This is a genomic window from Corynebacterium tuberculostearicum (genome assembly GCF_022347235.1).
Taxonomy (GTDB): domain Bacteria; phylum Actinomycetota; class Actinomycetes; order Mycobacteriales; family Mycobacteriaceae; genus Corynebacterium; species Corynebacterium tuberculostearicum_F.
This window is the reverse complement of the sequence record NZ_JAKRDX010000011.1, coordinates 1-14,265: the sequence shown is the minus strand read 5'-3', so window position 1 is coordinate 14,265 and position 14,265 is coordinate 1. Positions and strand designations below refer to the sequence as shown.

Genomic DNA, 14,265 nt, shown 5'->3' with positions numbered 1-14,265 from the left:
AATCGCGCGGCGATAGGCTAGATACACCATGGCTACTTCATCTACACCCCGCCCACTCGCCCTGTCGCCCTCGCGCGCCTCCGACTATAAGCAGTGCCCGCTGCTCTATCGCTTCCGCGCCATTGACAAGTTGCCCGAGCCCAAGACCATCGCGCAGGTCAAAGGAACCCTCGTGCATGCCGTCCTGGAAGAGATGCACAAACTGCCGCGCGAAGAGCGGACCTATCCCGCTGCGGTGAAGATGATTAAGCCCTCCTGGGCAGAGATGACCTCCAAGGATGATGAGCTGCTTGAGCTCGTGCCAGAAGAAGACACCTACGACTTCTTCGTCGCTGCCAGGCAACTGCTCAAAGGCTATTTCCAGATGGAAAATCCACAAGGCTTTGATTGCCAAGAAACCGAGATGTACGTCAACACGGTCCTGCCCAATGGCGTCCCCGTCCGCGGCTTCATCGACCGCGTGGACCGCGCACCAACCGGCGAGGTCCGGGTCGTGGACTATAAAACAGGCAAGAAGCCCCTGCCCCGCTATTCCCACGATGCACAGTTCCAGATGCGCTTTTATGCGCTGGTCTACTGGCGCATTCTAGGCACCATTCCCCACCAGTTGCGCCTGATGTATCTCAAGGTGTTGGACTCGATGTTTCTTATGCCTAACCGAGAGGAGCTCGAATACTTCGAGCGCGATCTCGGCGAGCTGTGGGCCAAAATTGAGGCCGATGGGCGCGCCGGGGACTTCCGCCCGAAGCCCTCTAAGCTTTGCGGCTGGTGCGCCCACCAGGATCTCTGTCCGGAGTTTGGCGGCACTCCACCGCAGTACCCGGGCTGGCCGGGTTCCGCGGCGGACGCAAAGGACTAGCGCCCCACCTGCCTAGAAAAGGCCCGAAATGGTGCCCTGCTTATCGACGTCGATATTATTGGCCGCCGGCTTCTTCGGCAGCCCCGGCATCGTCATGACGTTGCCCGTGAGCACGACGATAAATCCCGAACCGGTGCGCGGCAGCAATTCGCGCACGTGCAGCGTATGGCCTTCCGGCGCCCCTAGGGCGGAGGCATCGTCGCTGAAGGAGTACTGCGTCTTAGAGATCACCACGGGCAGCTTGTCCCAGCCATTGTCCTGGATGTACTTAAGATCCTTGAGCGCCTTTGCCCCGTATTCCACACGGTCTGCGCGATAGATCTCGCGCGCGATGGTCTCGATGGAGGCCTCGATTCCCTCTTGCGGATCATAGAGCTGCTTGGCGCCTCCCTGCAGGTTCTCCAGCAAGGTCTCTGCCAGCGTGGTAGCGCCCGCGCCACCCTCGGACCACACGTTGGCTTCCTCCAAGGCCACGCCGAAGTCTTCGGCCCACTGCCGCATGAACTCGCGTTCTGCCTCGGTATCGGACCAAAAGAGGTTGAGCGCTACTACCGGTTTGATCCCGAACTTGCGCAGGTTTTCTACGTGGCGCTCTAGGTTGACTATGCCCGCCTTGAGGGCATCCAGGTCTTCCTCGGTGAGCTTATCCTTGGCCACACCGCCGTTGTATTTCTGCGAGCGGATGGTGGCAACGACCACGGCACCGGCAACATCTAGGTCCCCAAAGCGCGCCTTGATGTCGACGAATTTCTCGCCACCTAGGTCCGAACCGAAGCCGGCCTCACTTAAGACGATATCGCCAAATTGGAGCGCGGTTTGGGTTGCCAGCAGGGAGTTGCAGCCGTGCGCAATATTGGCGAATGGCCCACCGTGCACCAAGGCCGGCACGCCGCCAAGGGTCTGTACCAGGTTGGGGTTGAGGGCATCACGCATAAGCGCCGTGAGCGCACCTTCCGCATTCAAGTCACGCGCAGTAACAGGGCGCTGATCATAGGTGAAGCCGATGGTGATATCGCCGAGGCGCTTCTTTAGGTCCTCGAGGTTCGTGGCCAAGCACAAGATGGCCATGATTTCGGAGGCCGCGGTAATGGTGAAACCGGTTTCTGCAGGCACACCGTGAGCTGGCCCGCCCAGGCCGGTCACCACGTTGCGCAGGGCACGGTCGTTGACGTCCATGCACCGCTGCCACGTCACGCGCCGCGGGTCGATGCCTAGGGCGTTGCCTTGGTGGATGTGGTTATCAATGATGGCGGCCAGGGTGTTGGTTGCAGAGGTAATGGCATGAAAATCGCCGGTGAAGTGAAGATTGATGTCTTCCATGGGGACAATCTGTGCATAGCCGCCGCCAGCCGCGCCGCCCTTAATACCCATGACTGGTCCTTGGGAGGGCTCACGCAAGGCAACGATGGCCTTCTTGCCCAGCTGATCCAGGGCGTCGGTAAGGCCGATGAGCACGGTGGACTTGCCCTCGCCGGCAGGTGTGGGCGATACGCCGGTGACAAGCACCAGCTTGCCCTGGTTTTCCTTTGAATAGTCCACCTTGGTGATATCTACCTTGGCTTTGGTGGTGCCGTAGGGAATCACGGCGTCGGCAGGAATGCCCGCCTTGGCCGCAATCTCCGCGATTGGCTGGAGGTGGTGGGCTTGGGCAATTTCAACATCGGATGGCTGAGTAGTCATGTTCTTAGCCTACCGAGCTCGCAAGTTAAATAACCCGCATTTTTCCAAGAAAGTGAAGTGAATCAATTTGCCCGTCCTTGCTGCGATCCAAGAAGGCGCCCTACAGGGCGCCTTGTGGGTGGACTCGGTGGCTTTCTTTTAAAGGATGACCAGGCCGAATGCGTAGCCCAAGAGGACAGAAACCACGATGCTGACCGTGCCTGGGATAAGGAATGGGTGGTTGAATACAGCCTTGCCGATTCGAGTCGAGCCGGTATCGTCCATCTCCACCGCTGCCAGCAGCGTTGGGTAGGTCGGCAGGATAAATAGTGCCGAGACGGCTGGGAAAGCAGCGACTGCGGTAAGGGGGCTTACGCCCAGAGCCAGGGCTGCTGGCATCAGGGCCTTGGTCGTAGCGGCCTGCGAGTACAGCAGCGCTGCGGCGAAGAACAAGACCACCGCGAGCAGCCACGGCGAGGACTCAATAACGCTGCCAGCCATGGACTGAATATCGTCCATGTAGTGGTTAATAAGGCTAGTACCCAACCAAGCAACGCCGAGCACACAAATACATGCGGACATACCGGACTTAAATACCGGGGTATTGAGAACATCCCCCGCCGGGATCTTCGTCATCATGACGATGATGGTGGCCGCGGTGAGCATAACCGTCATAATGGCCTCATTACGTGGCAGGGTTGGTTCGGCGATGAGCCCGACCTGCTCCGAGGTCAGCGTGGCCCATGCCATCACGATGACGATGGCTACCAGGAAAACCAGAACAGAGGCCTTGGCGCCCTTCTGCGGCTGGAAGTTTTCAGCGCCAAGTGGCTCCTTAACCAGGCCTTGCGCCTTGCGCTCCTGGTACACCGGGTCATCTTCCAGCTCCTTGCCAAACTTATTAGCAATCCACGCAGCTGGGAAAATAGAAAGGAACGTTGCCGGAATGACGACCGCCAGTACCTGCAAATAGCCCGCTCCGGCCGGCTCCAACAGGCTGGCTAGGAGAACCACTGCGGCAGAAATAGGCGAGGCACAAATTGCCATCTGGGAGGCAACTACCGCAATGGAAAGCGGGCGTGAGGGGCGAACCTTGCCTTCTTTAGCTACCTCAACAATGACCGGCAGCGTGGAAAACGCAGTGTGGCCGGTACCGGCCAGCACCGTCATCAACCACGTAACGATGGGCGCGTAGAACGTAATCCGCTTCGGGTTCTTGCGCAGAAACTTTTCTGCGATGTGCACCAGGTAGTCCATGCCACCAGCCCGCTGCATTGCGGCAATGGCGGCAATAACGGTCATGATGATACCGATGACGTCGAACGGGATGTCTTCCCTAGTAATGGGGACACCGGTGAGACCAAGGGCCAACACACCGAGGCCGCCGGCCATGCCGATACCAATTGAACCAATCCTCGCGCCCAAGAAAATGGCGGCGAGAACGATGACTATATGAACAATAACCATGGACATACTCCATACGCTCTGTATGCAAACTAAGGGCACGCATCTCCACACAGAGTGCATGCCGTCCTCAACATCTTCTATTTTGCACCTGTCACGTCGATTTATTCACTCGAATTGTCCGTTTGTGTTGATTCCCACATGTATTATGCGTCTCGCTATAAGATGGTCGGTATCCTTCTCCGCATTCGCCCAGCACAGGGACGTAAAAGGAAACTAGCTACCGCCAATTCCATGCAGTCAAAAGACCCCCACAGCCTTCGCCAGTTTTCCTTCTCATGAAGTGAAAGTGGCAAAGACCGCGGGGGCCTAAGATGCGGGGCGCTATGCCCTACTGCTTCTCAAAAGCCGCGACTTTAGTCCTCGTCGATGAAGAGCTGACCGCGGAACTCTGGGTGCATGAGGTTTTCAACGGACAGGACCTTGTTCAAGGTTGCTTCATCCAGCAGGCCCTTCTCCAGGACGAGTTCCTTGACGCCCTTGCCGGTCTCCAGGGACTCCTTGGCAATCAGGTCACCGTTGTGGTGGCCGATGAACGGGTTGAGGTAGGTGACGATACCGATGGAGTTTTCCACGTAGGCACGGCAGACATCCGGGTTGGCGGTGATTCCGGTGACGCACTTTTCCTGCAGGGCATCGACGGCGTTGCCCATGATGCGAATGGACTGGAACAGTGCCTCGCCGATGACCGGCTCCATGACGTTGAGCTGCAGCTGGCCAGCCTCAGCGGCCATGGTGACGACGTGGTCATTGCCGAAGATCTTGAAGCAGGTCTGGTTCACAACCTCCGGGATAACCGGGTTAACCTTACCCGGCATGATAGAGGAGCCGGCCTGACGTGCAGGCAGGTTAATCTCAGCCAGGCCAGCGCGTGGGCCGGAAGACAGCAGGCGCAGGTCATTACAGATCTTGGCGAGCTTCATCGCCGCGCGCTTGATGGTGGCGTGCAGCAGCACGTAAGCGCCACAGTCAGAGGTTGCCTCAATGAGATCGCGGGCGGTCTTCATCTCCAGGCCGGTGACCTCAGACAGAGCTGCGGTGACCTGGTGGCGGTAGCCGGCCGGGGTGTTCACGCCGGTGCCGATCGCGGTTGCGCCCAAGTTGATCTCGAGCAGGCGGCGCTGTGCATCGCGCAGCAATGCCTGCTCCTCGTTCAGGTTATTGGCAAAGCCCTTGAACTCATCGCCCAAGGTCATCGGAACCGCATCCTGGAGCTGAGTACGGCCCATCTTCAGGATGTCCTGGAACTCATTGCCCTTGACCTGGAATGCGGCACGCAGGCCATCCATGCGCTCAATGAGGTGATCAACTGCTGCGTGCAGACCCAAGCGGAAGCCGGTCGGGTAAGCATCGTTGGTGGACTGGGACATGTTCACATCATCATTCGGGTTGATGATGTCGTAGGAGCCCTTCTCCTCACCGAGGTACTCCAGCGCGAGGTTAGCAACAACCTCGTTGGTGTTCATGTTCAGCGAGGTACCAGCGCCACCCTGGAAAACGTCCAGCGGGAACTGATCCATGCAGCGGCCCTCTTCCAGGATCTGGTCGCAGGCCCAGATGATGGCTTCAGCCTTCTTCTTCGGCAGTACGTGCAGGCGGCGGTTTGCCATGGCGGCCGCCTTCTTGACCTGGACCATTCCGCGAATGAAGTGCGGGATGGTGTTGATGGTCACGTAAGAAATCTGGAAATTCTCCATGGCGCGTACGGTGTGCACACCGTAGTAAGCGTCAGCGGGAACTTCCAAAGAGCCAAGAAGGTCGGTCTCGGTGCGAGTCTTCTTGCTGGAGTTCTTAGGTGCCTTTTGTTCGGCCACCTTCTGCTGTGCGGCGTGAGTGGAAGTGTCAGCTTCCTTCTTCTTCACGTCCTTTGCTGCAGACTTGGTGTCCTTTTCTTCTTTCTTAGAGGACTTTGCCATGATGGCTCGGCTCCTTTGCCTGTCGAGACTTATATTCGAATGAGTAACCTCAAGCGCTAATGTTAGCCACGACTGAATCTATTTGGGCCGACCCAGAGAAATTGATCCCCCTAAAAGCGGGCGATGCGCAAATCGGAAGCCAAAATTGCCTCCGCTCCAAGTTGGGAAAGTCGGTCCATGACTTGGTTGGCTTGCTTCTTCGGAACCATCGCTCGCACTGCCACCCAGTTCTCACGCGCCAACGGCGACACCGTAGGACCGGTTAATCCTGGAGTAATACCAGTGGCTGCGTCGAGGTTGGATTGAGCAATGTTGTAGTCGATCATCAGATAGGTGCGAGCGTGCAGAATTCCCTGAATGCGGTCGAGCACTACCTGTTCTTCCTCGGTAACTTCTACCCCTGTGCGCTTAATGACTACAGCTTCGGACTCAATGATCGGCTCCCCGAACGGCGCTAAGCCTTGCTGACGCAAAGTAGTACCAGTTGACACGACATCAGCAATAACATCGGCAACGCCTAGCCGGATGGAGATCTCTACGGCGCCGTCCAATCGAATAACATCGGCCTCAATCCCATGTGCGGCAAGGTTGGCGCGGACGAGATTGGGGTACGACGTCGCGATCCGCCGCCCAACCAGTTGAGAGATATCCCACTCCTCCCCCTGCGGGGCTGCGTACCGGAACGTGGAGCCGCCGAAGCCTAAAGGCAGCACTTCATCAAAGCTCGCTTTAGAGTCAAGCGCCAAGTCTCGGCCAGTGATGCCTAGGTCTAAGACCCCGCGGGCAACATAGATGGCGATATCTTTCGGCCGCAGGAAAAAGAACTCGACCCCGTTATCGGAATCCACTACGTTGAGCGCCTTGGAATGCCCGCGGCCCTTGTAACCGGCCTCTGAAAGGATCTCCACGGCAGCTTCTGACAACGTGCCCTTATTCGGTACAGCAATCTTGATCATGCGGATCCTTCCATCCTGTGGGGAGTTACCTAGAGGTACTTATAAAGGTCTTCAGGGGTAAGTCCGCGCTTAAGCATCATGACCTGAGTCCAATAAAGCAGCTGGGACATCTCTTCCGCCAGCTCATCGTCGGACTGATATTCGGCGGCGATCCATACTTCCCCGGCTTCTTCGATGATCTTTTTACCGATGAAATGCTCGCCTTTATCCAGCGCGGCAACGGTGTCAGAACCAGCTGGACGCTGGTCGGCCTTCTCGGCTAACTCGGTAAAAAGAGTCTCAAAGTTCTTCACGCCTACCTATTGTTCCACAGGTAGTTAGAGAATGTAGGGGAACTCTGAATTTCTACTGCCCCGCCGAAATCTTAGCGAACCACTCATATACGTCGGTGGCCTTAGCCCCAGCGAGATGCCGCGAATCGCGGAGGCGAGAAATTTCGGTGATCTCTGGCGGTATCTCAACCTGGTTATCTTCTGGCAGCCCGATCACCGCACAGCCGGCATCAACTGCAGCGCGCATGCCGGTTGCGGAATCTTCGAAAACTAAGCACTCTGCGGGATCTGCTCCGATGCGGCGGGCGGCTTCGCGGTACATATCCGGTGCTGGTTTGCCGGCAGGAACCTCACCCCCGCAGATAGTATCGACGAAATACTGCCGCCCCAACGCAGTGATGGCAGCGTCAGCGACATTGCGCTCGGTATTGGTAGTGACCATCATGGGCACCCCATCCGCTTTCAGCTCCTGGAGCAAGGCGGGAATTCCCGGAAAGATCTCCAACTTGCGAGCAAAAAGGCCTTTGACATAGTCAAACATTCGGGCGCGGTAACGCTCGCTGTCACCAGGTTGCAGCGTCACCCCCGCATTATCCGCACAGATTGCCAAGGTGGTATCAAAGGTCGCGCCCACAGTAGCCAGGCGTTGGGTGGGAGTGAGCCGTTTGCCCAGCAGTTCTGAAAGATAAAACGTTGCCTCCGCCCAGAGGGGCTCCGAATTGGTGAGGGTGCCATCCATATCCCAGAAGATGGCGGCGGGCTTAGTCCGGCTGGAAGCGGCGGTGGAGTTCGACACGGGAATAAAGCTAGCTTTCTCTATCAGGAAAAAGTGGCACCGTCCACGTTGGAGGCACACGGCGGTGAGCGCTAGGCTGCGCGGATGGCGCAAACTAGCACTCACTAATGCGGAAGGAAAGGACCTAGAAGTCCAGTTCCGGAATCTGCGACAGGGCTTCGTCGTCTGCTCCGGTGGCCGCGCTGGCGTTATAGATAAGCTCAGAGAGCTCTTCCTTTTCCTCTGGCTCGAGAACGGCATCGTGCTGAGCGCGATTAAAATCTGCCAACTTACGAACGGTCTTGGACAAGACGGTGACCAACTGTGGTCCGTCTGGATCGTCCGGAAGAGCATCCAGCCCATCGAGCATCTGCTCAAGGTGGCCGCGCAGCTCTGGGAGGACGTTGGCGTCAAACGGTGCCTCCCAAAACTCCTTTTCCTCTTCCTTGAGGTAATCGCCGGTGGCGAAGGACTTCAGGTCACTAATGAACTCATCTACGGTGGGCTGGAAATCGGCGCGAATGCTCATGCTGTAGATACTGCCCTATCTTGCCTAAGCCTGCACGCCGAGGAGCGAATTTAGTGCGGTGCGAACCAAATCGGCCGCGCCGTCCTCGTCTGCGCCACGGTCGGCCTCTGCCCACTCATCCACGGCAGCGAGCGCGGCCGGGGTATCAAGGTCGTTGGCGATTGCGGCACGCAGCTTACCGACGACCTCTTCGGCCCCTGCCATGCTTCCCGGCTGCTCAAGGGCCTCCCGCCATGCGGAGAGGCGGCGCTTAGCGGCGTCGAGCACCTCGTCGGACCAGTCGCGCTCGTCGCGGTAATGGCCAGCAAAGACGCCCAGGCGGATAGCGGAGGGATCCTCACCCGCTCCGACGAGCTTGTGAACGAAGACGAGGTTGCCCAAGGACTTAGACATCTTGACCCCGTCGAGGCCGATCATGCCGGTATGCACGTAGAACTGTGCCATGCGCTCAACGTTGAGGGCGGCCTCGGCGTGGGCAGCGGAAAACTCATGATGTGGGAACTTCAGGTCGCTGCCGCCACCCTGGATATCAAAGGTTGATCCCAAGCGGTTGGTAGCGATGGCGGAACATTCAATATGCCAACCCGGGCGACCAGGCCCAAAGGGCGAATCCCATGCCGGCTCGCCCTCGCGGTGGGCACGCCAGATGAGTGCGTCGAGCGGATTCTTCTTCCCTGGGCGGTCGGGATCGCCGCCGCGCTCGGCAAAGAAGGTGCGCATCTCTTCGGCAGAGTAATTGGACTCATAACCAAAGCGCTCGGTGGCCTCGATGGAGGCGTAGATATCTGGGTGCTCGGGATCGTCTACGACGTAGGCCGCTCCGACATCAAGCAGCTTTTGCACCATCTCCACAACCTCATCGACGGCTTCCATGGCGCCGATATAGTCCTGCGGCGGGAAAACGGAGAGCAGCTCCATATCGGAACGGAAGAGGTCAATTTGAGAAGTGCCGAGCTCACGCCAATCTACACCGTCACGTTCGGCACGTTCGAAAAGCGGATCATCGACGTCGGTGATGTTTTGGACGTAGTGAACCTTCTTCCCGGCATCCAGGAACGCACGGTAGATGAGGTCAAAGGTCAGGTACGTGGCGGCATGGCCCAAGTGGGTGGAGTCATAGGGCGTGATGCCACACACGTACATGGTGGCGGTATCTCCTGCGACCTCTACGGGAGCGATGGTTTGGTTCGCAGAATCGTACAAGCGCAGCTGTGCCGCATCACCCGGCACAGGGCGGAAGGAAGGTATTGGCCAAGAATGCATAGCCACCATCCTAACGCGGTGTGCCTTAGAGCGGCTGCAGGACTCCCAATGCCAGGAGGATCATGACAAGTACGCCGACCGGGATGCGGTATGCGGCAAACCACGAGAAGGAGTGGTTGCCCACGAACTTTAGTAGCCACGCAATAGAGGCGTAGCCCAATACAAAGGCGATGCCGGTGCCGACGAGAAGCTGCAAGCCGGAGGCGGACTGGCCGGATTCGGGAGAAAAGGCGTCGGGAAGCGAGAAAAGGCCCGAAGCCAGCACGGCTGGAATGGCGAGCAAGAAGCTAAAGCGAGTGGCCACCTCGCGGTCCAGACCAAGGAATAGACCACCGGAAATGGTGCCGCCGGAGCGGGAAACGCCCGGAATGAGCGCCAAGCATTGGCACAGGCCCATAATAATGGCGTCTTTCATGGTCAACTGGTCAAAACCGCGCTCCTTTTTACCCATCTTTTCTGCAGCGATGAAGACGAAGGAGAAGAGGATGAGCATTGCGGCGGTAATCCACAGGTTGCGCAGGGCGCCACGGATTGCATCCTCGAATGCGAGGCCGATAATTCCGATGGGAATGGAACCCACGATGACCATCCACCCCATGCGCCAGTCCTGGCCACGAGAGGACTTATCGGCCCAGCCGCGGAACCAACCGGAGAGAATCTGCCAAATCATTGGGGCGAAATAGACCAGCACAGCCAGCTCCGTACCCAGCTGGATAACTGCGGTGAAGGACGCGCCGGCGTCGTTGCCCCAAAAAAGTTCGGAAACAATGCGCAGGTGACCGGAGGAGCTTACCGGAAGAAACTCGGTAAGCCCCTGCACGATGGACAAAACAATGACCTGCGCCCAAGAAACAGCGTCAGTTGCAGTATTAGAAATCACCCGCTTCACACTACAGCCGCACTGGGCTTCGAGTTTTTACAACGCGCGCTGTTAGGATTAGTAGCCGTGAAATCTCAATCTGGCTCCGCACTTATCCTTTCCAGTTTGCTGGCGCTTAGCGCCACCGCGTTGGCCGCCTGCCAGCCCGAAGTGGGCGTGGGCGCCGATCCAGAGACCGCGGTCAAGGGCAATGCCACCCCAGCGGCCTCCCCGGCTAAGGCGGATCCGGAAGGCACTGTGGTCGACCTTAAGGGAGACATCACTGACCTTGCCGCCTTTGATGACTCGCTAGCAGTGCGCACCAAAGACGAGCTTCTCATCGGTAGCCAGAAGGATTTTGAAGAGAAGAAGGCTACCTCGCTAGACATTTCTGCGGAGTGTGGTGACCTCAGTTCTTCGGAGTCGGGTTTCGTCCTCGCCTGCCCAGATAAGGTTCTCCTCATCGATCCTGCATCACCGGATTCTCCCCAGGAGGTCCACATGGAGGAGGACTCCCCAGTTACCGCCGCCACCCAGCTATCTAGCGGCGAGATCTTTGCCACCTCGGCCGATTCCACCACGGTAGGCATCTATAAGGACGGAAAGCGCGACGGAGATATCGAGGTGGAAGCCGGCTCGGACCAGCTATTGGCCGTACCCAATTCCTCGGGCGATGACGGAGTGGTGCGCATCCACCGAGAGGATTCCACCATCCAGAACGTGGACTGGACGAATGATCGCGCGGGCGGCCGACTGCGCGTTGGCCAGGGAGTCGGCAGCATCGCGGTGGGCGATAACGGCGTGGTCCTCGCCTCCGATACCGAGGGCGGCCGCTTGGCCGTCTACACCTCAGATGACGTCGTCCGCCTGCATCAATACGGCAACGTTGAGGGCACCCCATGGGGCGTAGCCTGGGATAATAAGCGCAATCTGGCGTGGGTGAGCGCCACCGATACCAATAAGGCTTATGCCTATGAAATTGGCAAAGGCGTACCAGAGCTGCGCGGAGATCTCTCCACCGTGCCGGATGCGCAGAATATTGCCCTGCTTGGCGACGGCACCTTTGTCGCCGCCTCCGCCACCGGCCACGGGCTGCAGTTCGTGGACGCCCCGCACCTGAAGAAGGAGTCTTAACACTATGACCAGCACTATTGACCAATTGCGCGCGCAGGCTTACCAGCTTGCCTTGCGGGGCATGTTTAAACTGAGCCCGGAGCGCATCCACGAGATTATCAACACTGCGCTCAGCGGACTCCAAGCCGCCGGGCCAGCCAACCGAGCCCTGGCAAAGATCCTGCCGGTCAACGATCCAGTGCTGCGCCAAGAGGTCTTCGGAGTAGAATTCCCCCGCCCGCTGGGACTTGCCGCCGGGTTTGATAAAAACGCCGCGGCTGCTGATACGTGGACTCCCATTGGCTTTGGTTATGCAGAGTTGGGCACCGTCACCGCCCAAGCACAGCCCGGCAATCCTGCTCCGCGACTCTTCCGCCTGAAGGCCGATAAGGCCATCTTGAACCGGATGGGCTTTAACAATAAAGGTGCAGCGGCCGCCGCGGAAAACCTGCGCAAGCGTCGCTACAGCGATGTCATTGGCATCAATATTGGCAAAACCAAAGTCACCCCTGCCGAGCATGCTGTAGAAGACTACCGCCGCTCCGCGTCGGTGTTGGGCGACTTGGCAGATTTCTTGGTGGTCAACGTTTCCTCGCCGAACACCCCGGGCCTGCGCGACCTGCAAGCAGTAGAATCGCTGCGCCCCATTCTCTCCGCCGTGCAAGAATGCACCGCGGTTCCGGTGCTGGTGAAAATTGCCCCAGACCTTTCCGATGCCGACGTTGACGCCGTGGCAGACCTAGCCCTTGAACTCGGGCTCGACGGAATCGTAGCGACAAATACCACCATTTCCCGCGAGGGCCTTAAGACCCCAGCTGCCGAGGTAAAGGACATGGGTGCCGGTGGCGTATCCGGCCCTCCGGTAGCCGAGCGCTCCCTAGAGGTACTGCGCCGCCTTAATGAGCGAGTCGGCGACCAGCTCACTCTCATCTCCGTGGGCGGCATCTCCACGCCAGAACAGGCATGGGAGCGCATCACTTCCGGTGCTTCCCTACTGCAGGGCTACACCGGTCTCATCTACGGCGGACCGGACTGGATCCGCGATATCCACCGCGGCATTGCCGCTCAAATCCGTGCCCACGGTTTGAGCAATATTTCCCAGGCCGTAGGCTCCGGCCTCCCCTGGAAGCCCTTGGATTAGTCCAGCCCAAGGCTTTTCAACACAAGGTCCGCCTACTTCTCCTGCTGCACGCAGAGGAAGTAGGCGGCCCCTTTGTCTTTGCGGTGTTAACTAGGTCTGCGACATGGCGCTGCGCCTGAGAACCAGTGCGCACAACACCGCGAAGCCGGCGTAGAACACGACCCAATACTGCGGTTGAGCAAATAAGACATCGCCGGGCACAAAACGGCTGGCTGCAATGATCACAATGGCGATGACCAATGCGGCAACCTGCGCGCGGCTACCCGCCTGACTTTTGCTCATGGTACTAAAGGCCCCGACGATGACCGCGGCGACAATAATCGCCACTTTGGAATAGGTCCATTCGAAATCGGCGCCCCAGCCATCCGTGAAAACGGAGATCAACGCAAAGAGCACTAGCACGAATGCGCCCACCATGAAGGCGCCGCCCACCCGCAGCGCCGTCGGCGGGCTAGGCTGCGATGAAGTAGAGCTACTCGCCATTACTTCGCCTCGTACCAGCCCCACAAAATGGCGCGGCCAAGGGCGTGGAAATGCAGGTTGAACCCAAGCACGGTCGGCGAAGCATCTGGGTCGATGTCGAGCTTTTCTACGTCAACTGCGTGGACGGCATAGAGGTAGCGGTGCGGGGCGTGTCCGGCAGGCGGGTTAGCGCCGAAGTAGGTGCGCTCGCCGGAATCGTTGCGCAAGCTGATGACGCCGTCAATGCCCAAGTCCTCCGCGGCGCCGGCATTGGTAGGCAGCTCGCTTACCTCGACGGGGATATTGAACGCCGCCCAGTGCCAGAAACCAGAAGCCGTTGGTGCATCTGGGTCGAAACAGGTCACGGCCAGGGACTTAGTGCCTTCCGGCAGTCCGGACCACGCTAGCTGAGGCGATACACTCTCCGGGGCGCGGAGCTTTTCCTGCAGCTCGTCTCCTTCCACCACATCGGTAGACGAGAGAACGAAGGAAGGAACATCGCGTAGCGGTGCGTAAGGATCTGGTCCAGGAAAGCGGGAATCATCTGCATAAGAAGTCATAGACCCCTTTGTACCCCACCTCACAAGCCGCTGTCGATGTGGTGTAACCGCCGCACCCTGCATATATTTTGCCGCACACATGGAAAGCCCCCACCCAGACTTACAACCATGTATTTCCACACGCCGTTAACGGTAGCTTTTTCACGCCACACGCTGGCGATTTGTAAAGCAAGCCTCGAGCAGGATACAGTATCGGAGTGCCCAGCCGAGAGGCTGATAAACACCCTGCCCGGGTGGCGGAATGGCAGACGCGCTAGCTTGAGGTGCTAGTGTCCTATTAACGGACGTGGGGGTTCAAGTCCCCCCTCGGGCACAATGTGAAGTCTCGAGACATCGTTCCGGTCGATGCCTCGAGATTTTTCGTTTTCAGTTGCCCTGTTGGGGGTCAAGTTCGTTGTCTTTCTTGTTGTAATAGATTTTTTCTTCGGTGAGTGTGT

The 14,265-nt window shown here is 58.4% G+C and carries 14 protein-coding genes and 1 tRNA gene; 4 read left to right on the top strand and 11 right to left on the bottom strand.

From position 1 onward, the window contains the following. Positions 1-28 precede the first annotated feature (28 nt). Positions 29-859 carry a RecB family exonuclease gene (locus MHK09_RS07230; protein ID WP_250413096.1) on the top strand — a complete coding sequence of 277 codons (831 nt, stop codon included), beginning with the start codon at positions 29-31 and terminating at the stop codon, positions 857-859. A 12-nt stretch (positions 860-871) separates the two neighbouring features. On the opposite strand, the gene MHK09_RS07225 is transcribed toward MHK09_RS07230, so the two are convergent. From MHK09_RS07225 to MHK09_RS07185, 9 genes are all read right to left on the bottom strand, one after another. Further along, positions 872-2,539, bottom strand: a complete 1,668-nt coding sequence (locus MHK09_RS07225; RefSeq protein WP_250413095.1) for a formate--tetrahydrofolate ligase — start codon at positions 2,537-2,539, stop codon at positions 872-874. Positions 2,540-2,677: 138 nt separating this feature from the next. Beyond that, positions 2,678-3,985, bottom strand: a complete 1,308-nt coding sequence (locus MHK09_RS07220) for an anaerobic C4-dicarboxylate transporter (RefSeq protein WP_179386511.1) — start codon at positions 3,983-3,985, stop codon at positions 2,678-2,680. Between the two features lie 353 nt (positions 3,986-4,338). Next, positions 4,339-5,898 carry an aspartate ammonia-lyase gene (aspA, locus tag MHK09_RS07215; RefSeq protein WP_005329649.1) on the bottom strand — a complete coding sequence of 520 codons (1,560 nt, stop codon included), beginning with the start codon at positions 5,896-5,898 and terminating at the stop codon, positions 4,339-4,341. Positions 5,899-6,008: 110 nt separating this feature from the next. Beyond that, entirely contained in the window at positions 6,009-6,854 is an 846-nt protein-coding gene (hisG, locus tag MHK09_RS07210; protein ID WP_005324791.1) for an ATP phosphoribosyltransferase, read from the bottom strand. Between the two features lie 29 nt (positions 6,855-6,883). Next, positions 6,884-7,147: a phosphoribosyl-ATP diphosphatase gene (locus MHK09_RS07205; RefSeq protein ID WP_005324793.1), complete on the bottom strand. Its 264-nt coding sequence runs from the start codon at positions 7,145-7,147 to the stop codon at positions 6,884-6,886. Between the two features lie 52 nt (positions 7,148-7,199). Then, positions 7,200-7,922 (bottom strand): HAD family hydrolase, encoded by a 723-nt coding sequence (locus MHK09_RS07200; RefSeq protein WP_366511712.1) that lies wholly within the window; start codon positions 7,920-7,922, stop codon positions 7,200-7,202. A 124-nt stretch (positions 7,923-8,046) separates the two neighbouring features. Further along, the gene (locus tag MHK09_RS07195; RefSeq protein ID WP_005324796.1) at positions 8,047-8,430 is read right to left on the bottom strand and encodes a hypothetical protein; all 384 of its coding nucleotides are present in this window, start codon (positions 8,428-8,430) and stop codon (positions 8,047-8,049) included. A gap of 24 nt (positions 8,431-8,454) precedes the next feature. Next, positions 8,455-9,693: a cysteine--1-D-myo-inosityl 2-amino-2-deoxy-alpha-D-glucopyranoside ligase gene (gene mshC, locus MHK09_RS07190; protein ID WP_250413094.1), complete on the bottom strand. Its 1,239-nt coding sequence runs from the start codon at positions 9,691-9,693 to the stop codon at positions 8,455-8,457. Between the two features lie 25 nt (positions 9,694-9,718). Beyond that, the gene (locus MHK09_RS07185) at positions 9,719-10,573 is read right to left on the bottom strand and encodes an undecaprenyl-diphosphate phosphatase (RefSeq protein ID WP_250413093.1); all 855 of its coding nucleotides are present in this window, start codon (positions 10,571-10,573) and stop codon (positions 9,719-9,721) included. A gap of 66 nt (positions 10,574-10,639) precedes the next feature. On the opposite strand from MHK09_RS07185, the gene MHK09_RS07180 reads away from it, so the two are divergent. Together MHK09_RS07180 and MHK09_RS07175 are read left to right on the top strand one after the other, a co-directional pair. Next, positions 10,640-11,686, top strand: a complete 1,047-nt coding sequence (locus MHK09_RS07180; protein WP_250413092.1) for a YncE family protein — start codon at positions 10,640-10,642, stop codon at positions 11,684-11,686. A 4-nt stretch (positions 11,687-11,690) separates the two neighbouring features. Next, entirely contained in the window at positions 11,691-12,806 is a 1,116-nt protein-coding gene (locus MHK09_RS07175) for a quinone-dependent dihydroorotate dehydrogenase (protein ID WP_250413091.1), read from the top strand. A 90-nt stretch (positions 12,807-12,896) separates the two neighbouring features. Here the strand turns inward: MHK09_RS07175 and MHK09_RS07170 are convergent, their stop codons facing one another. After that, positions 12,897-13,289 carry a hypothetical protein gene (locus MHK09_RS07170; RefSeq protein WP_005324805.1) on the bottom strand — a complete coding sequence of 131 codons (393 nt, stop codon included), beginning with the start codon at positions 13,287-13,289 and terminating at the stop codon, positions 12,897-12,899. Beyond that, entirely contained in the window at positions 13,289-13,828 is a 540-nt protein-coding gene (locus MHK09_RS07165; protein WP_005324806.1) for a YbhB/YbcL family Raf kinase inhibitor-like protein, read from the bottom strand. The genes MHK09_RS07170 and MHK09_RS07165 overlap by 1 nt, the downstream gene beginning before the upstream one ends. A 227-nt stretch (positions 13,829-14,055) precedes the next feature. On the opposite strand from MHK09_RS07165, the gene MHK09_RS07160 reads away from it, so the two are divergent. Then, a tRNA-Leu gene (locus tag MHK09_RS07160) sits at positions 14,056-14,141 on the top strand. The last annotated feature ends 124 nt before the right edge of the window (positions 14,142-14,265 follow it).